We start from the raw sequence: 21,334 nt of genomic DNA, 5'->3' as shown, positions 1-21,334 counted from the left end.
CTGGACAAATTTTGCCCCAGCCCCTTTTTTTATTTTTAATTTACTAATTATGTAATTCAGGGTCAAATTTACCCTCGTCTTATCTTAAAAAAAAACGTTCATAATTAACATTGATACTGAATTAGCTACCCCATGTAACACCATGGACTCTCCTAGACTTTTATCATGTACTCGAAGATAACACGCTATAATTCCAAATAAAAAATTAGAAACAAAAGCTTGTTTATCACCCACTCCATGAGCTACACAAAAAATTACAGCTGATAATAAATAGATAATTACATTTGGTACACCAACACTAAGCAGGTAGCTAATTACTACTCCACGAAACAGTAACTCCTCTATTATTGGTGCAATCACGCATACAACTAATATTGATAATACGATTTTGGAAATTTGTGTAGACCCAACTTGCCCTGACAAGCGGGAGAATGCTCCGCTTAACCCACGATATTTGTTATCGCTTGAATAAAACATAGCCATACCATGGTTTATGACTACAGCGATAACAATCGCAATACCCAAATTTTTAGTCCCATAAATTACTAATAATGTATTAGCTGAATTATCTATTTTACTTAATATAATCCATAACACAGCGATAAGACAAAAACTAACTATTCCCAAAATTACGTAGCGAGTCAATATTCCCCAATGTAATTCAAATAACGTAGGTAAAACAGATAATTGTATGACTATACACAATAAAATAAGAATTGGTACATGTATAATCATATTTTTAATAACACCACATACATCAAGCATTTTTAATCATTCTTTTTGTAATGACGCTTTTTATCAGTTACGCCATCCACAAATCCATTTAATAACTCTTCTACTTCGTGAAGTGTATCACCACCTACGACAGATAGTAATCCATCATCACTGAGAGCCTTAAATTGTTCTAACATTATATTTATTTCTCCTCCATTAATAACTGCTAGTAACTGCTAACTGTACATCAGACAATTTGACATAGCGGATATTATCTACGTTCGTTTTCGATTAGAATCATACATTAATCGGACACAAACAACAAGTTCAATATAATAAAAACATAATTTAAACAAAATGATTTGGAACTTTAATCACACAGTTGCAAATCAAAATTTGAGTTTAATTCAAACATAAAAACCCCCCTTTTTAAATGTCCATCACCCGTAAAAAAAATCACTTCACATTGTGAAATAAATTCTAAAAGCACACCATATACTGCCCAATATTAATACTGCTCCCGCAGACACCCGTAAATATTTGTTAAAGTTACCAACTTTTTTACTCACATTTATTACTAGTAATGAACATGTACCACCAATTAACCCGCCAATATGCCCAACATTATTAATCATTAAGGTTCCACTCGGTTCCAGTCCTAAATCATATATTATTAATCCAATTATCAGTAACCAAAAAACTGAATTCACTACTTGCCAACCAGTAATAAACGCTTTTACCACGTTATTTTTAATGAAGTAATATCTAAGTACTAATGTAATTCCAAATAAGCCTGCTACCCCAATTGATGCCCCTAGATAAGTTAGATTTGGATTAACTACCATTGACAGTATTGATCCTGAAATTGACGCAACTAGGTACACTATCATTATTCTAGTATGACCAATTAACTTTTCTAACCGCCAACTAGTTAATAAAATAAGAACAACGTTTCCGATAACGTGATCCCAGCTACCATGAAGAAATACTGAAGTTAATATTCGGTAATATTCACCATGATATTCAACCATCAGAGGATCTAGCGCAAATTGATTATATATATTCTGTGTCAACGTTTGAAAATAATAAATTATTAACAACGAAACACTTAGCAAAATGGTGAACCAAGGTAATGTCTTGCAGTTTATTGCGCGAATTTTTTTGTTTTCCGAAACTCGTATTTTATATTTTTTTAATATACCCATATTTCACCTGTTTTCTTGATGTGCCTCTGAAATGCGTCTTATTTCTTGATCTTTTTGAGTTTGTACTTCCGTACCACGATAAGCGGAGGCCCCATAATTTTCTCGGGTTTCCTTTTCGTATTCACTATTTTTTGAAGCAACCCAACCCATAAGGCCTATCATACTAATCAAACCGATTACGGCCAGTACTTGTTCGAATGTAATCCCAAAAATTCTCATCGCTTACACCTCGCTTTCTAATCATTTTTTTATTTTTATCATGCTTGTATCATACTCGAAAATCATCTAATAAAATACATTTTGTCCATAAAAATATGTTATTAGACAATTAAATTAATTAAAGGAAGGCATTAATCTATAACTAATCTTTCGGCTTTATCTGAAGACAATCTTCGTGAAACCCTTTGAAACAAAAATATATCCAAAATAAATAGCCCTGATTCCATCCATACAGATAGAATCAGGGCTATTACTATGTGCTAAAAGGTTGCCGTTTAAAGCGCGCGAAATCAAAAGCTATTCGCGCAAACTTTCTACCTTCTCACTCACTTCTTTTAAAATTAAGCTTCGTCATACCAAGTGTAGTGGAATGTGCCTTCCTTATCGACCCGCTTGTAAGTGTGGGCACCAAAGTAGTCACGTTGCGCTTGAATCAAGTTAGCAGGCAATACTGCTGAACGGTATGAGTCGAAGTACGCAATCGCTGCTGACAAACCAGGTACTGGTACACCGGCCTTAACAGCCAAGCCAACTAAGTCACGAACTGATTCTTGATATTCCTTGGTAATGTTCAAGAAGTAGTCATCAAGTAACAAGTTTTGTAACTTAGCGTCCTTGTTGTAAGCTTCTGTGATGTTTTGCAAGAAAGTGGCACGGATGATACAACCATTACGCCAGATTTTTGCCAAATCACCAAAGTTCAAGTCCCAATCGTAGTGTTCTGAAGCAACGCGCATTTGTTCAAATCCTTGCGCATAGCTCATAATCTTTGAGAAGTACAAGGCTTTGCGAATCATTTCAATGACGACTTCCTTATCAAGTTCAACCTTACCACCAGCTGGCTTAGGTAAGACCTTGCTTGCAGCAACCCGTTCATCCTTCAAAGCAGAAATGTAACGCGCGTACACTGATTCAGTAATCAATGATTGTGGGACACCAAGTTCGAGGGCATTTTGTGATGACCACTTACCCGTTCCCTTGTTACCCGCAGCATCCAAAATCTTGTCGACGATTGGATCATCAGAGCCTTCATCATCCTTACGCGTCAAAATTTCAGCCGTAATATCGATTAAGTAGCTCTTTAATTCGCCCTTGCTCCATTCAGCAAAGACCGCAGCGATTTCTTCCACTGACATGCCAAGCATTTCGCGCATCACATCATATGATTCCGCGATTAATTGCATATCACCGTATTCAATCCCATTGTGGACCATCTTTACATAGTGACCAGCTCCATTAGGTCCAATGTAAGTCACACATGGTTCGCCGTCTTCATCAGCCTTAGCTGAGATTTGGTCAAGGATTGGGGCGACTAAGTCATACGCTTCCTTTTGACCACCAGGCATCATTGAAGGACCATGTAAGGCACCCAATTCACCACCAGAAACTCCCATTCCGATAAAGTTAATACCAGAGTTATCAAGTTCTGCGTTACGACGCATTGTGTCTTCAAAGAAAGTGTTCCCACCATCAATCAACACATCCCCCTTATCCAAGAATGGTAAGAGTGTTTGAATTGTTTCGTCCGTACCCGCACCAGCTTTAACCATCATAATGATCCGACGTGGTTTTTCCAAAGAATTTACAAATTCTTCAGGAGAGTAACTTGGTACCAATTTCTTTTCCGCGTGATCTTTCATCACTTGCTCAACCTTAGAAGCTGAACGGTTAAAGATTGCCACAGTATACCCGCGACTTTCGATATTTAATGCCAAGTTCTTACCCATAACGGCCATGCCGACTACACCAATGTTTGCTAATTCTGTCATTCTATTACCCCATTTCTAAAAGTTAACCCCAATAGTAACAGTAAATTGTTGTGATTCTATGAATTGTCACTCATTTTATGACAGCGGTTTCAATTCATCGATCTCATGATTAGTCTAACACATTTTTATTTTCTTTTTTGCGTCCTGTAGTTTCTTGAAGGGAATGAATTAATTCTGTGCCAAACCATTCTTTTTCTCCTGCTAAAATATCGATTATGGACTTGTAATCAAGCCCTTCATGATTAATTTCTCTAAATGTTTTACACTAATTCGTTTATGCATTGATACTTATTCATACTTCGCCATTAGCTGGTGCCACTAACGTAGATAACTATGCTCACCTGGGCGGCATGGTATCTTCAATTTTAGTTTTACTCGTTATTGGAGCACCGCCATACTCTAAAAATAACAATATTTTTCTTAGAACTATTGCAAACCTCTTGCTCTTACTACCTTTAGCCCTGGTGATTTTCAACGTCTAAGTAAATGAACTATAAATACGGATTCGTTCGTGATCTTAAAGTTTATGAAGCTGAAAATCAGACGGAAAATTTAGAAAATATTACGAATGCGTTAACACCTAAAGGATATACGAGAAAAATTACAGTGAATCCGGCATTTAACTATCATAAAGCAAAAATTAGAACTGAGTTTTCAGCAGATTGAAAGCTTATTTTTGGTTCACTCGCTTCTCGGTCAGAGGGAATCGACTGAAACGTGAAATCGGAATCGCCTTGATGGCAATGAACATGAAGGAATTGCCCACTATGTGAGGACTTTTCATGAGTACACAGTATATACATAAAAAATAGGACTAAAGATTTCAAAAAACGAAATCTTTAGTCCTATTTATTTATAACGAGCTAGGGTTTTGTCCCAGCTCCCTTTTTAATTATCCGCAAATTCTTGGTCTAATATCTGTTATGCTTTCAGCGACTATACTCACTGAGATTCTGTACTAAAATATCGTGCACATAATAATTTAATCATCATTATGTGCCTCCCAAATCTCTTGGGAAGTATCTGCTTGTTGATTACTCCTGTCTTTGGTTCGTGTCGTAAACGAACTGTAATTCGTATGATTTTCTCGCTTAAAATCACTAGTTCGATAACTAACCCATGCAGTTCCAATGATTGATAACACGAGCAATACAATCAATACTTGCGATACTGGATCGAGTGCTAGAAAATTTGCCATGTGAATACCTCACTAGCTTTCGGTTAACACTACAATTTTAATCACCAATACTATGAAGAGTTGTCGTTAAATCAACCCCTAACGTTGTACCAGCAATTGTCGTCCGTTGTCCACCTGCGATGATAAAAAGTTCATTGCCAAACAATACTTTAAATTCCCTCATGCTATACCTCTTTTCATTTATAAACAGATACGCCGATTGAAATATTTAACTGTCGAACATCTTTATTATAGATTTTTAATATAAAACGTTCAATAGTTACTTTATTTTAATAATTGCTTAATGCATTCTAATTATCGATAACAAAAGTTAAGATTTTCTGCATCTACAGTAGTCAAAAAAGGTTTTATTACCAGTAATTATTGTTAGCTTTCCCTCAAGGCCATACCGTAAATATCGAATCTGTTCAGCTTTAATTTTCGTGACATTTATCACCTTAAAGGTATTTCCTTTTGCAGTTGGTGCGGCTGATATAGAAATGATTTTTCCAGTTGGTATCTGCTCTAACTGCTTTTATTTCGAATCCGTATAACTACTTCTTTATTTTTCAAAATAACTTATCTTTCGACGTTCGATTTTCGTTATCTAATTACACGAAAAAACGCTGAACCATCTGCTTATCACAGACAATTCAGCGCTTCTCATTATTTAAAATTTATTGCTAACGCTTACCAGCATTACGCTTCGCTTTTTCAATCTTACGACGGCGAGCTCGTTCAGCGGCCTTCTTTTCTTCCCGTTCAGCACGGATCTTGAATGGGTTTTGAATAAACCAAGTTTGCACCGCTTGGAACGCATTTGAAACTACCCAGTACAATGACAAGGCAGATGGCACTGAAACGGCTGTAATGAAGATAATAATGGGCATTACGTAAGTCATTGACTTAGTCATCCCATTTTGTTCAGGTGCCCCAGCCATGGCCAACCATGAACTGATGAAAGTAAACAACGCTGCCAAAATTGGCAAGATGAAGTAACTGTGGTTTGAACCCAATTGAATACCTAAGAAAGTCCCAGTTTTCAATTCTTGAGTACGCCAGATTGCTTGATACAACGCAATCAGTACGGGCATTTGGACCAAGAGTGGCAAACATCCAGCCACAGGGTTAACCCCTGCTTCAGCATACAATTTTTGTTGTTCACGTTGCATGGCTTGGCGTGATTCATTGTCTTTACCAGGGTACTTAGCTTGCAACGCCTTCAATTGTGGTTGCAATTCTTGTGTTTTACGCATTGATTTTGATTGGTAAATCATCAATGGCAAAATAATAACCCGAATAATAATGGTAAAGGCAATAATCCCAAGACCATACTTAGGTGCACCACCCCAAATATTTGATAACCAAATTAAGGCGCGCGAGAAGTTTAAGATAATTCCGCCATCCCAAAGACCTGTTGAGTGTTCCGTGATGGGTTTGTTACTACATGCGGCCAAGAACAATGTTAAAGCTGCAATCATGGTGGCAGTCAGCATTAACTTGCGACTTGGTTTTTTCTTTGCTACAAGTTGCATGGCAAATCTCCTTTGATTAGATAAAACGACTACCCCGACGATGTCGAATTATTGGTATTAACTAGTTATGTTTATTCTATAGTAATTTTAAGTTTATTTAAGTAAGTCCGCCAATTTTAAGGCATGCACTAAATTTTCACGTACGACTTCCATTGATTGGTCACGCGCAGCTGGGCGGGCAATTACCAAAAAATCGTAGTCTTGTGCCAATTGTGGCTTGTATTCCAGCAAGGTTTGCCGAATCCGGCGTTTCACATGAACCCGATCGTGAGCTTTCCCGACCCTTTTCCCAACGGATACCCCAACACGGAAATGCGGTTGACTTGGTTTTTCCATTTTATAAATGATAAACATGCGGTTTGCAAAAGAATTGTGCTGATTAAAGACCTTTTGGAAATCAGCTTCTTTCTTAACTCGATATGATTTTCGCATTCTTTACCTCACAAATTCTGTAATTTACATGCAAAAGGATAAAAAAAAAGGTCACTGTCGCCAGTAACCTTCTTATGCAGATAACACTTTGCGGCCCTTTTGGCGACGACGTGCTAAGACCTTGCGGCCGTTAGATGTGCTCATGCGCTTACGGAATCCGTGGACACGTTCGCGGTGACGCTTCTTTGGTTGGTATGTGCGTTTCATGTGTCAAACACCTCCGTTCTTTTAGGTATACATACAGAGAAATAAAAAATCCCTTTGCAGTTCCGTAACATCATAACACAGATTACTAATCTTTGGAACTATCTTTATCAATTAAATTTTCTTTGCATCCAAAAGTATAGCAGTTTTTGTCCCCAATGTAACGTTCCGTTATCAACAGGCCTGTGAATTGCGACTTTTCCAAACTAGAGTTATTCCCGTGTTTTCAACAAGTTATCCCAAAATACACAAGCTGTGCACAGTTATTAACACTACCCTGTGGATAAAGTGGATAACTCTTGTAAAGCTTGTGGCTCTAGTAGCGATAACGCACAAAAAACAGTGGATAAGCCTAAATCCAATAGTTTTCCCCACCTTTTTCCACAACCTTGTGGAAAAACAACACACCGTGCTGTGAACAATAGATATTAATTTATCCACACCTGTGGAAAACTCTGGAAATATTCTTCATTTCCTGTTATTCTTGATAAAGTTAATTTTATTTAAAGAAGGTTTAGCAATTATTATGGTTGAACGGAACAAATTATGGTCAGTAATCGCTGACCGCTTCGAGCAAACCTTGGAGCGTCCATCATATGAAACATTCATCCAGCCCGCTCGTCTCGCCAATTTTGACGAGAATGGACACACTGCTGTGATTGAAGTTCCAAATAAGTTATCACGTGATCGTTGGCTGAATACCTATTCCCAACAGTTCACGACATTTGCGTTTGAAACAAACCAGATGTTGCTTTCTAACATTGAAGTTCGGATTGTCGAACCAGTTGTCGATTTATTTGAAGAAATTGATAAGACTGACAACCCCGAAATCGCGCGTAAGCAAGTGTTGAAGCATGGTAACAACCTGGACCCCAAGTATATTTTTGATACTTTCGTCGTTGGCGCAACAAACAAACTTGCACATGGGGCTGCCTTAGCTGTGTCCGAAGGCTCCCTCGAATACAATCCTCTATTAATATATGGAGGCGTTGGACTGGGTAAAACCCACTTAATGCAAGCCACTGGTAATAATGCTCTAAAAGAAAATCCAAACCAAAAAGTTTTATATGTCACTTCCGAACAGTTCACCAATGATTTCATTAGTGCTGTGCGGAATGGGACGACTGAAAAGCTGCGCGATGAATACCGCAGCGCCGACTTACTTTTAGTCGATGACGTGCAGTTCTTATCAGGTAAGGAATCAACTCAAGAAGAATTTTTCCACACTTTCAATGATATTTTAGGCCACAATGGTCGTATCGTGATGACTTCTGATCGTCTGCCAAAAGACATCCCCGATTTACAAGATCGCTTAGTATCACGGTTCCAATGGGGTTTGTCGGTTGACATCAATAAGCCTGACTTTGAAACGCGGATCGCGATTCTGCTTGAAAAAGCTGAAAAAGAACACATCGATGTTGATCGCAATGTCATTGAATACATCGCCAAACAAGTTGATAGTAACGTGCGTGAACTCGAAGGGGTCTTCAAGCGCGTTTCCGTAATCGCAAAATTTGCCGGCAACGCTGGGGTGACGATTGATGATGCCACGAAGATTTTGGCGGACTTAGATATCGCCCGTAAGTCAGAAATTACGATTGCTTTCATTCAAGAAACGGTTGCCAAGTACTATGGTTTATCGATTGTTGACCTGAAAGGGAAGAAACGTAACAAAGAAATCGTGATGCCACGACAAATTGCGATGTATTTGGCCCGTGATATGACTGACAACTCATTACCAAACATTGGTCGTGAATTTGGCGGTAAAGATCACACGACTGTTATGCATGCGACGGAAAAAATTGCGACGGAAATCGAAAAAGATTCAGCGTTGCAAAAGAATATTAATACTTTAAAACAACAAATTAATGGTGAGTAACAGTTATCCACCTGTTGATAACTATGTGAGCTTATCCGACTTATCCACAACCACGTCCACAAGGAAAAAGTCACAGCGTACCTAGCCACAATCTAGTTATCCACAGAATTAACAGGACCTACTACTATTACTAATATATTTTGTATAATATATATATAAATAGACCGCACAGAATGGAGCTTATTTTCAAATGAAATTCACAGTAAATCGAACAGCGTTTATTAAAGAATTGAATGATGTTTCTCGAGCAATTGCAGCACGGACGACAATTCCTGTTTTAACAGGTTTGAAATTAGTCGCCGATGCGAATGGTTTAACGTTAACTGGTAGTGATTCAGATATCTCTATTGAAACAACCTTAAGCATTGCTGACGAAACAGCTTCGTTAAACATTGAAGATACTGGCGCGATTGTTTTGCCAGCACGTTTCTTTAGCGAAATTGTTAAACAATTGCCAGATCAAACGATGACCGTTGAAATCACATCTGGTTTCCAAACAACAATTACATCAGGTTCTGCGTTATTTACCATTAATGGTTTGGATGCTAATACGTACCCACACTTACCAGAAATTGAATCAACTAACTCAGTTTCATTAAGTGCTGATACATTGCGTCAAATTATTTCACAAACCGTTATTGCGGTTTCAAACCAAGAAAGTCGCCCAATTTTGACAGGGGTGCACTTTAGTTTTAACGGTAACGAATTTGCAGCGGTTGCAACTGATTCACACCGTTTATCACAACGCCGTGTGACCCTTGATGCTGCGAACGTAAATAAGGCCGATTTGATTATTCCTGGTAAATCATTGAATGAACTTGCCAAGATGCTCGAAAACGTTGAAACTGTTGAAATGCAAGTAACTGAAAATCAAGTGCTCTTCAGTTTGGGCAAAACATTGTTCTACTCACGTTTGTTGGAAGGAAACTATCCTGACACGACGCGCTTGATTCCAACTGAAAGTGACATTCAAGTAACGTTTAATGCGACTGAATTATTAGCCGCAATTAACCGGGCATCATTGTTGTCACACGAATCACGCAACAACGTGGTTAAATTGGAAATCAGTGAAACTGGCTCAAAGATTACTGGTAACTCACCAGATGTTGGTCAAGTTGAAGAAGCCTTGAACGTGAAAAACTACGATGGTAATGCATTGGAAATTTCGTTCAACCCTGATTACATGAAGGATGCGTTGCGTTCATTCGGGAACATTGATATTGAAGTTAGCTTCACAACATCATTGCGTCCATTCATTTTGACACCGGTTGAAAACAAGGAAAGCTTCATCCAATTGATTACACCAGTGCGGACATTTTAATTAAATACAAACGAAAAGCGATTCCTCAATTTTGGGAATCGTTTTTTTTATTGATGATTGGTGGGGATGGTAGCCACTGCGTGTCTGGAAATTGCTTGGCGCACCTCGCTGGAAGCAGCCTCCCAAGCCAAAGTGCGTTCTTGGTCGGTTCGGACAAGCTGGGAGTCTAAGGGATAAATCCCAAAGACTCCTCATCTTATCCTCAGCGGAAATATGTGTTGCACACATATGCCCCCAGTTGCGGTGTAAAGGCTGCGCCCGCCAAGCAATTTCCAGACACTCCGTTAGTATGCAGAATTAGTAACATCAATTAATCAAAACCTGCAAAAATAATAACGAATTGAGCATTAATAACGGCAAGTCGGTTGTGAAAATTTGATAATTCGTTTAACGAATCCATTCACAGAGCAGAATGTACAATGTTCTAAAGGTTACAAGACGGCTGCTTAATGACAAATATGTAATTCATTTTCATGTACTCGAAAAAATGAAATAGTATTTTGGAATTAATATATTAATCGTCACAATTCACAGGAATACGCCGAATTCTTAAAAATGAGGGCATTGAGGGCGTTTTAGGGTAAAATGTCCAAAAATATGTAAAATGGCAGGATACGGCTTATAAACGTATATTCGTTGTTTTTAGGGCAAAAAACGGGTATAATATTATGTATATACGTGTTTGTATTTTTTAGTGAGATGCGCGAACGTTGTACTTGCTCCAACGAAGTACATATAGCAGAGAGATTAGGACGGACAAAGATGACAGAAGTATTTATTGATACACCGTACGTAATGTTACAACAACTTTTAAAGATGGAAAACATCGTTAGCTCTGGCGGTCAAGTTAAGTGGTTCTTACAGGAGAATCAAGTAATGGTTAACGGCGAACATGACGATCGTCGTGGCCGTAAGTTGTACCCTGGGGATGAGATTGCGGTGCCTGACTTTGGGTCATTTGTCATCCGCGCCCACGAAGCCTAAGCTATGCAACTGGAAAACCTAGTACTACGTAATTTTCGCAATTATTCTGAACTCAGTGTTGAGTTTGCTCCCGGTGTTAATGTTTTACTAGGCCCCAATGCTCAAGGCAAGACGAATCTTCTGGAAGCCATTTATGTTTTAGCGCTCGCGCGTTCACACCGAACGAACAGCGATAAGGATTTAATTGGTTGGGAAGGGAGCGAAGCCTTGATTGGCGGTCGTGTCCGTAAAGCGGTTGGGGATGTTCCCCTGGAACTCCAGTTTACTAAAAAAGGTAAAAAGGCCCGTGTTAATCACTTGGAGCAAGCCAAACTTTCACAGTACGTTGGTCATTTGAATGTGGTGTTATTTGCGCCAGAAGATCTCGACTTAGTTAAGGGTGCGCCCACGGTCCGCCGGAACTTTATTGATCGAGAATTTGGCCAAATTAGTCCAAAATACTTGTACAATGCGAGTCAGTATCGCAATGTCTTGCGCCAACGCAACAACTATTTGCGACAACTGCAAACCAAACAAGCTAAGGATTTAGTCTACTTAGATGTGTTGACGGATCAACTAGTGGCGTTTGGTGGCGAAATTCTATTGGCGCGGAAATTACTCCTGCAAAAATTGGAAGCCGCAGCGCAACCAATTCATGAGTCAATCACGGATGGTAAGGAACACTTAGTATTTCACTATGTTTCACAAGTGCCAATCACGGAATTGGCGGATTTAGCTAGTGTTAATGCCGCGCTACAAGAAAAATTCGCACAACAACGTTCGCGTGAATTACAACAAGGTACAACCTTAGTTGGGCCACATCGTGATGATTTGCAATTTATTGTGAACGAAAAGAATGTGCAGACATTTGGGTCACAAGGTCAGCAACGGACGACAGCTTTGGCAGTTAAGTTAGCCGAAATCGACTTAATGAAAGAAGAAACCGGGGAGTATCCCGTGTTGCTACTGGATGATGTCCTATCAGAACTTGATTCGACCCGCCAAACTCATTTATTAAAAACAATTCAAGATCGGGTACAAACATTTATTACGACGCCAAGTCTGAACGATATTACCCGTCAATTGATTAAAGAACCTAAGATTTTTGCGATTAGCGCAGGAAAATTAACGGAGGAAACAGATGGCTGAAGATACAGATTTGCAAGCTTTGACTGCGGCAGAACGCGCCGAACAACTTGCAGCCGATGAAAAAGCAACCCAGATGCAAAGTGATGCTGATGATTACGATGCCAGTCAAATTCAAGTTCTAGAAGGACTTGAAGCGGTTCGTAAGCGTCCTGGGATGTATATTGGGACAACCACATCACAAGGTTTGCACCACTTAGTATGGGAAATTGTTGATAATGGGATTGATGAAGCCTTAGCTGGTTTCGCTGACCACATCACAGTTACCATCGAAAAGGACAACTCAATTACCGTAACCGATAATGGTCGTGGGATTCCTGTTGATATCCAAGCTAAAACTGGTAAGCCAGCCTTAGAAACAGTCTTTACAGTCTTGCACGCCGGTGGTAAATTCGGCGGCGGCGGATACAAAGTTTCTGGTGGTTTGCACGGGGTTGGGGCGTCAGTTGTTAATGCGCTCTCAACGAGTCTTGAAGCGAAAGTTGTCCGTGATGGCCAAGTGTACGCGATGGACTTTGAACGTGGGCATGTTAAGCATGACATGCAAAAACTTGACGAAGCACCGGCCATTGAACGGGGCACGATTGTCCACTTCTTGCCAGATCCAGATATTTTCCGTGAAACAACTGTGTTTGACGCGAAAATTTTGACAACGCGGGTGCGTGAACTCGCTTTCTTGAACAAGGGTTTGCGGATTTCAATTACGGATGCACGGCCTGAAACACCAATCGTCGAATCATTTTTCTACGAAGGTGGGATTAAAGAATACGTTAAGTATCTTGATGAAGGCAAAGACGTCTTGTTTGAAGAACCCGTGTACGTTGAAGGGGTTGAAAATGGCATCATGGTTGAAGTCGCCCTCCAATATACGGACGACTATCACTCAAACTTATTGTCATTTACTAACAATATCCACACGTATGAAGGTGGGACCCACGAAACTGGGTTTAAGACTGCTTTGACGCGGGTTATTAACGATTACGCTCGTCAAAACAAGTTAATCAAAGAAAATGAAGATGCATTGTCTGGTGAAGATGTGCGTGAAGGATTAACGGCCGTTGTGTCAGTTAAACACCCCGATCCACAATTTGAAGGACAAACAAAGACGAAGCTTGGTAATTCTGATGCGCGGGCCGCAACTGATCGGATGTTCTCAGAAACATTCAACCGGTTTATGCTCGAAAATCCCGATGTCGCTCGTAAAATCGTCGACAAGGGCTTGCTAGCATCAAAAGCGCGGATTGCTGCGAAGCGGGCGCGGGAAGTTACCCGGAAGAAGTCTGGTCTTGAAATTTCGAACTTACCAGGTAAATTAGCGGATAACTCATCAAAAGACCCTAAAATTTCCGAATTATTTATCGTCGAAGGGGATTCAGCCGGTGGTTCTGCTAAGCAAGGTCGGGCCCGTTTGACGCAAGCAATCTTGCCAATTCGTGGGAAGATTTTGAACGTTGAAAAAGCCTCAATTGATAAAGTTTTGGCCAATGAAGAAATTCGTTCATTGTTCACGGCCATGGGAACTGGTTTTGGTGGCGATTTCGATATCGAAAAAGCCCACTACCACAAGTTAATCATCATGACCGATGCCGATGTCGATGGCGCGCACATCCGGACTTTGTTATTAACATTGTTCTACCGTTACATGCGCCCACTCGTTGAAGCAGGCTTTATTTATATCGCCCAACCACCTTTGTACCAAGTACGCCAAGGTAAGTTCGTGCAATATATTGATTCCGATGAAGAACTAGAAGAAATTCTAGGTCAATTGCCTGCCACCCCAAAACCTGCTATCCAACGATACAAAGGGCTTGGTGAAATGGACGCGGAACAACTTTGGGAAACAACTATGGATCCAGAACGTCGCCGCTTATTGCGGGTTGACCCATCTGACGCCATTGATGCCGATCACGTTTTTGAAATGTTGATGGGTGACAAGGTTGAACCACGTCGTGACTTTATCGAAGAAAACGCCGTGTTCGTTAAGGACTTGGATTTCTAATTTAAATTTAAGCAAAAATGAAACATTAAGAATGACAAACACGGTGTGCAATGAACCCGTGAAGAAAGGATAATAATTTGGCTGAAGAAACATTTGATAAAAATGACGGTCGCATCAAAGACGTTGATCTTGGTAGTACGATGCGAGAATCATTCTTAAGTTATGCCATGTCAGTTATTGTGGCGCGGGCTTTGCCTGATGTTCGTGACGGAATGAAGCCAGTGCACCGCCGTATTTTATACGGGATGAACGAATTGGGTAATACACCTGATAAGGCACACAAGAAGTCGGCACGTATTGTTGGGGATGTTATGGGTAAGTACCACCCCCACGGGGATTCAGCGATTTATGAATCAATGGTCCGGATGGCACAAGACTGGAGTTACCGGTACCTCTTAGTTGATGGTCACGGGAACTTTGGTTCAATCGATGGTGATGGTGCTGCCGCCATGCGTTATACCGAAGCGCGGATGTCAAAAATCGCGACGGAAATGCTCCGCGACATCAACAAAGACACCATTGATTACATTGATAACTATGATGGTACTGAACGCGAACCTGACGTGTTACCAGCCCGTTTCCCTAATTTGTTGGTAAATGGGGCTTCTGGTATCGCGGTTGGGATGGCGACAAATATTCCACCGCACAACTTGCGTGAAGTTATTGCAGCATTGCACATTTTGATGAATAATCCTGATGCAACTACTGCTGACTTGATGGAAGCGATTCCCGGTCCTGATTTCCCAACTGGTGGGATTGTCATGGGTAAATCTGGTATTCGTAAAGCTTACGAAACTGGTAAAGGAACCGTAACTGTCCGTGCCAAAGTTGATATTGAAGTGGAAAAGAACGGTAAGGAACGCATTGTCGTTACCGAATTCCCATACATGGTCAACAAGGCGAAGTTAGTTGAACGGATTGCTGATTTGGCACGTGAAAAGCGTGTTGAAGGGATCACTGGGGTTAACGATGAATCCGATCGTGAAGGTTACCGCATGGTCGTTGATGTCCGTCGTGATATCTCTGCCAGTGTTGTTTTGAACAACTTGTACAAAAATACGTTGTTACAAACAACCTTTAGCTTTAACATGTTGGCCATCAAGGATAAAGCGCCTAAAATCATGGGTTTGAAAGAAATCTTGCAAGCTTACTTGGCCCACCAACAAATCGTAATTCGTCGTCGGACGGAATTTGATTTGAAGAAAGCCCAAGCACGGGCCCACATTCTTGAAGGATTGCGGATTGCGTTGGATCACATTGATGCCATCATTAGCATTATCCGTAATTCCCAAACGGCTGAAATCGCCAAACAATCATTGATGGAAGATTACAGCTTGTCTGACAAGCAATCACAAGCAATCCTTGATATGCGTTTGGTACGGCTTACCGGTTTGGAACGTGGCAAGATTGAAGATGAATATCAAGCGTTGATGCAAACGATTTCTGACTTACAAGACGTTTTGGCTAACCCCAAGCGGATTGATGAAATCATTTATCAAGAATTATTGGAAATCGCTGCTAAATATGGTGATGATCGGCGAACAGAACTCCAAGTTGGGGATGTTACGTCAATCGAAGATGAAGACTTGATTGAAGAAGAAGATGTCATTATTACGTTGACGCATAATGGTTATGCTAAGCGTTTGGCAACATCTGAATTCAAGTCACAACACCGTGGTGGCCGCGGTGTGCAAGGAACTGGGGTCCACGATGATGACTTCGTGGAACACTTAGTTTCGACTTCAACCCACGATACGCTGTTATTCTTTACCAATTTGGGTAAAGTTTATCGGATGAAGGGTTACGAAGTTCCTGAATATGGTCGAAATGCCAAGGGAATTCCCGTAATCAACTTATTGGGTGTTGAATCAGGTGAAAAGGTTCAAGCCGTGATTAATGTTCGTGGTGATGCCAAGGAAAGTCATGATTTCTTGTTCTTCACGACCTTGCAAGGGGTTGTAAAGCGGACGCCAGTGTCTGACTTTGGTAACATCCGGACAAACGGTTTGAAAGCCTTGAGCTTACACGACGATGACGAATTGATGGGTGTGCAAGTTACCGATGGTTCACAAAACATCATTATTGCGACACACACCGGTTATGCCGTGTCATTTGCAGAAGAAGCGGTCCGCCAAATGGGTCGTTCAGCTGCTGGGGTGCGTGGGATTCGTTTACGTGACGATGATTTTGTTGTTGGGTCAGCGATCTTAGCGCCTGAACACAAGGTCTTAGTAATCACGGAAAATGGTTACGGTAAGCAAACACCAGTCGCAGAATACCCAATCAAGGGACGTGGTGGTAAAGGGATTAAAACTGCCAATATCACAGAAAAGAACGGTCCTTTGGCAGGTATGACGATTGTGAATGGTTCAGAAGATATTATGTTGACGACTGATAAGGGTGTTATGATCCGTTTCGGTGCTGAAACTGTTTCTGAAACCGGCCGGGCAACGTTAGGGGTACGTGTTATCCGTCTTGAAGATGGCTCAAAGGTTGCAACCTTGGCGAAGGTCGACAAGGAACCTGATGAACCTGAAGCAGACGCAGTTGAAGGAGAAACACCAACAACTGATGGTACGCCAACTGTTCAAGCCGAGGTTAACGTCGCTGACGTGCAAGCATTTGCTGATCAACTTGTTGATGAAGGCGATACTGCAGCTGACAGTGATACGACTGATGGTGAATAAAGTTTAATATTGGAAATAGCAGCTCACAATTTTTTGTGGGGTGCTATTTTTTTCGTGGGATTGAAAAGTACAGAAACAACAATCTCGCGCCAGAATAAATGGAGCCAAAAAAAGGTCAACCAAAGAAGCTGCAGTGGTATAAGCAGCTTCTTTGGTTGACCTACGTACATACCTAACAAAATTAAGTGCCAAGTAGTATTAATTTTTTGCATTACCGTAATATCAAAGTATTTTCTCAAGAAAAATTTTGTAGTAAGCCTCATAGGCATTCGCAATCGGTTCTTCACCAATAAAACGCATCATTTCAACGCTTTTCAGCGCTTTTTTTGAGCCTGTATCAACAAAACCGGCATGAATTTCATTGAGGGCTTCGATATACATTAGGATTACCCGGTGTTGGTAGTTGTTGGAATTAAAGGTATATTGCTTTGCTGGTTCGAGCACGAGGTGAACTAACTCGAAATCAAGCTGATAAATACCGGTGATGGCAATATTTAACAATATGGTGGAAATTAAGCCTTTGGTTTTCTCCGCAACATCAATATTTGATTTTAAAATTAAGTCTTTTGCCAATGTCAGTACGACGTTTGGTGGTAATTGCGATAACGTATTTGAAAAAAAGTAGTACTCGTAATAAGACCAATGCTCAATTTTGAACAAATAATTGTGGATGTAGTCAATATCGTCCGTAGTTAAGTTGTCTTCATGAAAATCTGCGAGTAGTGTTTTTGCGATTAAATATTGGTTATAAAAATTATTATTACTCGTAGAGTTCCATTTTTCTAACAGTTGATGTTTATATAATTGGAGTTGTTTAATATTTTGACTATCGTGAGCCGTTTTTAAACTATGGCTCATTGTAACTTCGTAGGTATCGACATGTTTGTCATATTGGTACATAAATTCTACTAAAGAAATATTATTTTTATTTAACAAGGCAAGTAAATTATGAAAGGTAATCTGATTTGTGCCATGTTCGACTTTTGAAAGATAGGATGGTGAAATAATGTCACCAGCCATGTCTACTAATGATAGCCCCCGTTGTTCACGTATATTTTTTAATACTAAACCAATAATGTTATCCATAAAGAGCCCCCTCTTAAACATTTCATGTCGCATGTGACATGAAATGTTGTAGCTTGTGTTTTGTATTGTACTATACATTTGTATTGAATAACTATAGGAGGGGGACTTTACATGGGTAAAATTACGTATTTAGAGTTGTTGGCTTTTTTTCGTGAAAAATTTCAAAATAAAAATATTGCGAAAGTGATTATTGTAATAGTGGTTTCATATTTTTTGACGGGATATGGGGCATCCATATTGTTCGGTAAATGGATAAACGAGCACACTGACACGTTGTATCAAGTCGTGATGATTATTGGAATCATCGGTGGTTTAACGTTAACCAATAAGGAGTTAATCATTTTTTTACAAAATATACCTGAAAAATATCGGTTGTTTCCGATGTCATATAAAAAAATAGTTTTTATCAAAACTATCAAATATGAGATTTTCACGGCTTTAATATTTTGTTTGTTAATTATCATAGTATCTTTTCCAATATTGCTGACGATGCATAATACTGAAGTTTTATTAATAGATATTGGGGCGGTATTTTTATATCTTGCAATCAATAAAATTACACAGTTAGTAAATATTAATTTTTCTGGGTGCGAAATTTCTGGACAATTATGATTGAAGGTTTCATCGTTATGTATTTCATTCACTTATTCGGTGGGAATATTTTATTACATGGCAACAGCAGAATAGAATTACCGAAGGTTGAATTTAACTATTTAACACAAATATTGATAATTGTTGGAGCAATGGCGTTTTATTTATTAGGGTATAAGGCTTTGATTGGGCTGGCCGTGAAAGCCAGAAATATAGAATCAAAGGCTTATACACAACCGAGGCTATATGGTATTAAAAATATTTTTTATATAAAGATATTTAGAGAAATTTCTAACAATAGTAAGGGAAAGATATTAATTAGTGTAATTAGTTTTCCAACTGCAATATTAATTATAAAAATTCTTGATGTCGCATCAATTATTGAAATACGAAAAATTAATTTTGCAACTTTATTGGCGGTTTCATTGATGGCGCAAACATCTGTTATTGCCAATTTCATTTTTACGAATATATCAATTGATTCCCAGATTATTAAAATAATTGTACAGGCAAGATATGATTTGAGAGGGTATTTGCTAAAAAAAGCTAAGCTCGCGTATTTGACGTTACTAATCAGTGCGGTCATTGTCAGTTTCGTGTTGCTTGGTACTAAATTTGTGAATAATAGTGGTGACTTTCTGCTATTGATAGCAATACTGGCAGGTAATGCCTTGCCATTAGCTTTTATGAGTCAAATTTTTCCAAATTTGATTCTTTGCTATTCTAGCAAAGAAAGTTTCGAAAGTTCCATAGCGTTACCGTTGTCACTCACGATTATATATGTTCACACGATGATTGAAACAATGATTATTCTGATGAGTACTATTTTAAAAACGTCAGTTTATTGGCAAGTTACACTAATCGTTAGCTACATTACAGTGAGCTTAATCAGTAATATTCTTTTATTTATTTTTATGAGAAGAAGATATTATGGCGAGTATAGAAAATTTGTTAAATAAACTACCATGAACACATACGTTGTAGCAATCATGTTAACGGTTGGAGGTACCTCTATCTCAAACCTAATTGGATTAAATATTAAGTGAGATTGCGGTGGTTATTGAATTTTGCTTTTCTATGAAATGAAAGGTTGTTGAGAATAATGTTGGTCAGTAAAAAATTCTTTTGGATAATGACGCCAATTGTTGTGTTTATGTATTCAGTAGTCTGCGTGAATTTTACAAATCCGGTGGGGCGGTTGCTTTTAGACATGAGCAATGAAACTAATCAGACCAAGGGCTTTTTCTATAGCGTATTTCAACTGTATAACAACGTAGTGATACAGTTTGGATTCAGGATACTCGTTTTAATCGTGACTATGTGGGTTATAATGATTGCGCTAAATGTATCGACAAACATTGAAAAAAGATTTAGATTGCAAACTATTGCAGCAAAACAAAGTAATCAAGATTTTGTATATAATTTAACTTTTGTTAACTTGATATATTTTGTGGCACTAGTCATTAGTACTATTGTATTTGATAAATCTATCCAGTTAGTTAATAACTCGTTCTATAATATTATTTTAATTCTGATATGGCTTGGCAAAGTGTTTATTGTGTATTTGCCATTTATGAGAAAAACAAAATTAATTTGGGCGCCATTGTTGGGGATGATTATATCATTAGTTGGTATAGGCGCGGGGGTGTTAACCAAATGATTGAGATACAAAATTTAGTAAAAACGTATGGTGAAAAGCTGGTTCTTGACCAAGTTAGTATTACAATACCACGTAATAAGATTTCTTTTTTGTTGGTAAAAACGGTGCTGGTAAAACCACGTTAATGGATATCTTAGTGGGCTTGAATCAATTTGATCGAGGTAATGTGATAATTGATGAAAACGTCATGACCATTCCATATTCTAAAGAAATGAGGAAAACAATATTTTTATTACCGGTAGAGAGCATAACCATTGAATACCTGACTGCACTGGAAAATATGGATTATTTTAAACACATTTTTGAGCTAAACAAAAGTGGAGATGAAATAGTACAAATTTTACAAGCATATAAATTAGAACAGGAATCTGGCTTAGTTAAAGGCTTTTCCACAGGTATGAGAAAACGTTTGGATTTAGCAATTCTTGATATGATTTCGCCAGATATTATGTTGCTAGATGAGCCAAGTCTCGGACTAGATGTTTTCCATGTGGACTTTCTACGTAAAAGATTATTAGCTTATAAAGAATTAGGTAAAACGTTGATAATAACGAGTCACGATATGGCGTTATCTAATCGCATTGCCGATCGTATTTATTTGTTTAATAATAATCAAATAATAGAATATGACGCCGATGATGTTAATAGTGAAGAAATGGTTCTATCCACGTATGACGCCGATACTGCAACTGACAGTGATGCGACTGACGGTGAATAAAATTTAATATTGGAAATAGCAGCTCACAA

Annotated in this window: 22 protein-coding genes; 10 read left to right on the top strand and 12 right to left on the bottom strand. The window is 39.0% G+C overall.

The window, feature by feature from the left end:
- Positions 1 to 84 precede the first annotated feature (84 nt).
- The 11 genes from EQG49_RS07245 to rpmH form a co-directional block, all read right to left on the bottom strand.
- Entirely contained in the window at positions 85 to 765 is a 681-nt protein-coding gene (locus tag EQG49_RS07245) for a CPBP family intramembrane glutamic endopeptidase (RefSeq protein WP_133363347.1), read from the bottom strand.
- Between the two features lie 2 nt (positions 766 to 767).
- Positions 768 to 911, bottom strand: a complete 144-nt coding sequence (locus EQG49_RS13710; protein ID WP_165964822.1) for a hypothetical protein — start codon at positions 909 to 911, stop codon at positions 768 to 770.
- Positions 912 to 1,175: 264 nt separating this feature from the next.
- Positions 1,176 to 1,919, bottom strand: a complete 744-nt coding sequence (locus EQG49_RS07240) for a rhomboid family intramembrane serine protease (protein ID WP_133363346.1) — start codon at positions 1,917 to 1,919, stop codon at positions 1,176 to 1,178.
- A 3-nt stretch (positions 1,920 to 1,922) separates the two neighbouring features.
- Positions 1,923 to 2,138: a hypothetical protein gene (locus EQG49_RS07235; protein WP_133363345.1), complete on the bottom strand. Its 216-nt coding sequence runs from the start codon at positions 2,136 to 2,138 to the stop codon at positions 1,923 to 1,925.
- Between the two features lie 341 nt (positions 2,139 to 2,479).
- A complete protein-coding gene (gene gndA / locus EQG49_RS07230; RefSeq protein ID WP_133363344.1) occupies positions 2,480 to 3,907 on the bottom strand; it encodes an NADP-dependent phosphogluconate dehydrogenase in 1,428 nt (475 codons plus the stop codon).
- 982 nt (positions 3,908 to 4,889) lie between these two features.
- Positions 4,890 to 5,105: a hypothetical protein gene (locus EQG49_RS07225; RefSeq protein WP_133363343.1), complete on the bottom strand. Its 216-nt coding sequence runs from the start codon at positions 5,103 to 5,105 to the stop codon at positions 4,890 to 4,892.
- Positions 5,106 to 5,142: 37 nt separating this feature from the next.
- On the bottom strand, positions 5,143 to 5,268 hold the full coding sequence (locus tag EQG49_RS14075) for a hypothetical protein (RefSeq protein WP_279232797.1): 126 nt from the start codon (positions 5,266 to 5,268) through the stop codon (positions 5,143 to 5,145).
- A 147-nt stretch (positions 5,269 to 5,415) separates the two neighbouring features.
- On the bottom strand, positions 5,416 to 5,589 hold the full coding sequence (locus tag EQG49_RS14195; RefSeq protein WP_479724609.1) for a hypothetical protein: 174 nt from the start codon (positions 5,587 to 5,589) through the stop codon (positions 5,416 to 5,418).
- Positions 5,590 to 5,767: 178 nt separating this feature from the next.
- The gene (locus EQG49_RS07220; protein ID WP_133363342.1) at positions 5,768 to 6,619 is read right to left on the bottom strand and encodes a YidC/Oxa1 family membrane protein insertase; all 852 of its coding nucleotides are present in this window, start codon (positions 6,617 to 6,619) and stop codon (positions 5,768 to 5,770) included.
- Between the two features lie 93 nt (positions 6,620 to 6,712).
- Positions 6,713 to 7,051 (bottom strand): ribonuclease P protein component, encoded by a 339-nt coding sequence (gene rnpA, locus EQG49_RS07215; protein ID WP_133363341.1) that lies wholly within the window; start codon positions 7,049 to 7,051, stop codon positions 6,713 to 6,715.
- A gap of 72 nt (positions 7,052 to 7,123) precedes the next feature.
- Positions 7,124 to 7,258 (bottom strand): 50S ribosomal protein L34, encoded by a 135-nt coding sequence (gene rpmH / locus EQG49_RS07210; protein ID WP_002828338.1) that lies wholly within the window; start codon positions 7,256 to 7,258, stop codon positions 7,124 to 7,126.
- Between the two features lie 523 nt (positions 7,259 to 7,781).
- On the opposite strand from rpmH, the gene dnaA reads away from it, so the two are divergent.
- The 6 genes from dnaA (at position 7,782) to gyrA (ending at position 17,250) form a co-directional block, all read left to right on the top strand.
- Positions 7,782 to 9,134: a chromosomal replication initiator protein DnaA gene (gene dnaA / locus EQG49_RS07205; RefSeq protein ID WP_133363340.1), complete on the top strand. Its 1,353-nt coding sequence runs from the start codon at positions 7,782 to 7,784 to the stop codon at positions 9,132 to 9,134.
- 190 nt (positions 9,135 to 9,324) lie between these two features.
- Positions 9,325 to 10,455 carry a DNA polymerase III subunit beta gene (gene dnaN / locus EQG49_RS07200; RefSeq protein ID WP_133363339.1) on the top strand — a complete coding sequence of 377 codons (1,131 nt, stop codon included), beginning with the start codon at positions 9,325 to 9,327 and terminating at the stop codon, positions 10,453 to 10,455.
- Between the two features lie 762 nt (positions 10,456 to 11,217).
- Positions 11,218 to 11,439, top strand: coding sequence for a S4 domain-containing protein YaaA (gene yaaA, locus EQG49_RS07195; RefSeq protein ID WP_133363338.1), 222 nt, complete (start codon positions 11,218 to 11,220; stop codon positions 11,437 to 11,439).
- 3 nt (positions 11,440 to 11,442) lie between these two features.
- On the top strand, positions 11,443 to 12,567 hold the full coding sequence (gene recF, locus EQG49_RS07190; protein WP_133363337.1) for a DNA replication/repair protein RecF: 1,125 nt from the start codon (positions 11,443 to 11,445) through the stop codon (positions 12,565 to 12,567).
- Positions 12,568 to 12,640: 73 nt separating this feature from the next.
- Complete coding sequence (gene gyrB, locus EQG49_RS07185; protein ID WP_243115778.1) at positions 12,641 to 14,563, top strand: DNA topoisomerase (ATP-hydrolyzing) subunit B; 1,923 nt, start codon at positions 12,641 to 12,643, stop codon at positions 14,561 to 14,563.
- A gap of 140 nt (positions 14,564 to 14,703) precedes the next feature.
- Positions 14,704 to 17,250 (top strand): DNA gyrase subunit A, encoded by a 2,547-nt coding sequence (gyrA, locus tag EQG49_RS07180; protein ID WP_243115777.1) that lies wholly within the window; start codon positions 14,704 to 14,706, stop codon positions 17,248 to 17,250.
- Between the two features lie 222 nt (positions 17,251 to 17,472).
- Here the strand turns inward: gyrA and EQG49_RS07175 are convergent, their stop codons facing one another.
- Complete coding sequence (locus EQG49_RS07175; RefSeq protein ID WP_165964821.1) at positions 17,473 to 18,336, bottom strand: helix-turn-helix domain-containing protein; 864 nt, start codon at positions 18,334 to 18,336, stop codon at positions 17,473 to 17,475.
- Positions 18,337 to 18,447: 111 nt separating this feature from the next.
- On the opposite strand from EQG49_RS07175, the gene EQG49_RS07170 reads away from it, so the two are divergent.
- From EQG49_RS07170 to EQG49_RS07160, 4 genes are all read left to right on the top strand, one after another.
- The gene (locus EQG49_RS07170) at positions 18,448 to 18,948 is read left to right on the top strand and encodes a hypothetical protein (protein ID WP_133363333.1); all 501 of its coding nucleotides are present in this window, start codon (positions 18,448 to 18,450) and stop codon (positions 18,946 to 18,948) included.
- Positions 18,945 to 19,886, top strand: a complete 942-nt coding sequence (locus EQG49_RS07165; protein WP_165964820.1) for a hypothetical protein — start codon at positions 18,945 to 18,947, stop codon at positions 19,884 to 19,886. Before EQG49_RS07170 ends, EQG49_RS07165 begins: the two co-directional genes overlap by 4 nt.
- A gap of 577 nt (positions 19,887 to 20,463) precedes the next feature.
- Entirely contained in the window at positions 20,464 to 20,712 is a 249-nt protein-coding gene (locus EQG49_RS13970; protein ID WP_243115694.1) for a hypothetical protein, read from the top strand.
- Positions 20,712 to 21,305, top strand: coding sequence for an ATP-binding cassette domain-containing protein (locus EQG49_RS07160; protein WP_243115693.1), 594 nt, complete (start codon positions 20,712 to 20,714; stop codon positions 21,303 to 21,305). Before EQG49_RS13970 ends, EQG49_RS07160 begins: the two co-directional genes overlap by 1 nt.
- The last annotated feature ends 29 nt before the right edge of the window (positions 21,306 to 21,334 follow it).

Source organism: Periweissella cryptocerci, assembly GCF_004358325.1.
Classification (GTDB): Bacteria; Bacillota; Bacilli; order Lactobacillales; family Lactobacillaceae; genus Periweissella; species Periweissella cryptocerci.
This window is presented reverse-complemented; position numbering and strand designations above follow the sequence as displayed.

What these genes read in the sequence shown, in the direction of transcription:
- EQG49_RS07245 (WP_133363347.1), bottom strand. Translation starts at nt 765, where the DNA reads ATGCTTGATGTATGTGGTGTTATTAAAAATATGATTATACATGTACCA.
- EQG49_RS13710 (WP_165964822.1), bottom strand. Translation starts at nt 911, where the DNA reads ATGTTAGAACAATTTAAGGCTCTCAGTGATGATGGATTACTATCTGTC.
- EQG49_RS07240 (WP_133363346.1), bottom strand. Translation starts at nt 1,919, where the DNA reads ATGGGTATATTAAAAAAATATAAAATACGAGTTTCGGAAAACAAAAAA.
- EQG49_RS07235 (WP_133363345.1), bottom strand. Translation starts at nt 2,138, where the DNA reads ATGAGAATTTTTGGGATTACATTCGAACAAGTACTGGCCGTAATCGGT.
- gndA (WP_133363344.1), bottom strand. Translation starts at nt 3,907, where the DNA reads ATGACAGAATTAGCAAACATTGGTGTAGTCGGCATGGCCGTTATGGGT.
- EQG49_RS07225 (WP_133363343.1), bottom strand. Translation starts at nt 5,105, where the DNA reads ATGGCAAATTTTCTAGCACTCGATCCAGTATCGCAAGTATTGATTGTA.
- EQG49_RS14075 (WP_279232797.1), bottom strand. Translation starts at nt 5,268, where the DNA reads ATGAGGGAATTTAAAGTATTGTTTGGCAATGAACTTTTTATCATCGCA.
- EQG49_RS07220 (WP_133363342.1), bottom strand. Translation starts at nt 6,619, where the DNA reads ATGCAACTTGTAGCAAAGAAAAAACCAAGTCGCAAGTTAATGCTGACT.
- rnpA (WP_133363341.1), bottom strand. Translation starts at nt 7,051, where the DNA reads ATGCGAAAATCATATCGAGTTAAGAAAGAAGCTGATTTCCAAAAGGTC.
- rpmH (WP_002828338.1), bottom strand. Translation starts at nt 7,258, where the DNA reads ATGAAACGCACATACCAACCAAAGAAGCGTCACCGCGAACGTGTCCAC.
- dnaA (WP_133363340.1), top strand. Translation starts at nt 7,782, where the DNA reads ATGGTTGAACGGAACAAATTATGGTCAGTAATCGCTGACCGCTTCGAG.
- dnaN (WP_133363339.1), top strand. Translation starts at nt 9,325, where the DNA reads ATGAAATTCACAGTAAATCGAACAGCGTTTATTAAAGAATTGAATGAT.
- yaaA (WP_133363338.1), top strand. Translation starts at nt 11,218, where the DNA reads ATGACAGAAGTATTTATTGATACACCGTACGTAATGTTACAACAACTT.
- recF (WP_133363337.1), top strand. Translation starts at nt 11,443, where the DNA reads ATGCAACTGGAAAACCTAGTACTACGTAATTTTCGCAATTATTCTGAA.
- gyrB (WP_243115778.1), top strand. Translation starts at nt 12,641, where the DNA reads ATGCAAAGTGATGCTGATGATTACGATGCCAGTCAAATTCAAGTTCTA.
- gyrA (WP_243115777.1), top strand. Translation starts at nt 14,704, where the DNA reads ATGCGAGAATCATTCTTAAGTTATGCCATGTCAGTTATTGTGGCGCGG.
- EQG49_RS07175 (WP_165964821.1), bottom strand. Translation starts at nt 18,336, where the DNA reads ATGGATAACATTATTGGTTTAGTATTAAAAAATATACGTGAACAACGG.
- EQG49_RS07170 (WP_133363333.1), top strand. Translation starts at nt 18,448, where the DNA reads ATGGGTAAAATTACGTATTTAGAGTTGTTGGCTTTTTTTCGTGAAAAA.
- EQG49_RS07165 (WP_165964820.1), top strand. Translation starts at nt 18,945, where the DNA reads ATGATTGAAGGTTTCATCGTTATGTATTTCATTCACTTATTCGGTGGG.
- EQG49_RS13970 (WP_243115694.1), top strand. Translation starts at nt 20,464, where the DNA reads ATGGCTTGGCAAAGTGTTTATTGTGTATTTGCCATTTATGAGAAAAAC.
- EQG49_RS07160 (WP_243115693.1), top strand. Translation starts at nt 20,712, where the DNA reads ATGGATATCTTAGTGGGCTTGAATCAATTTGATCGAGGTAATGTGATA.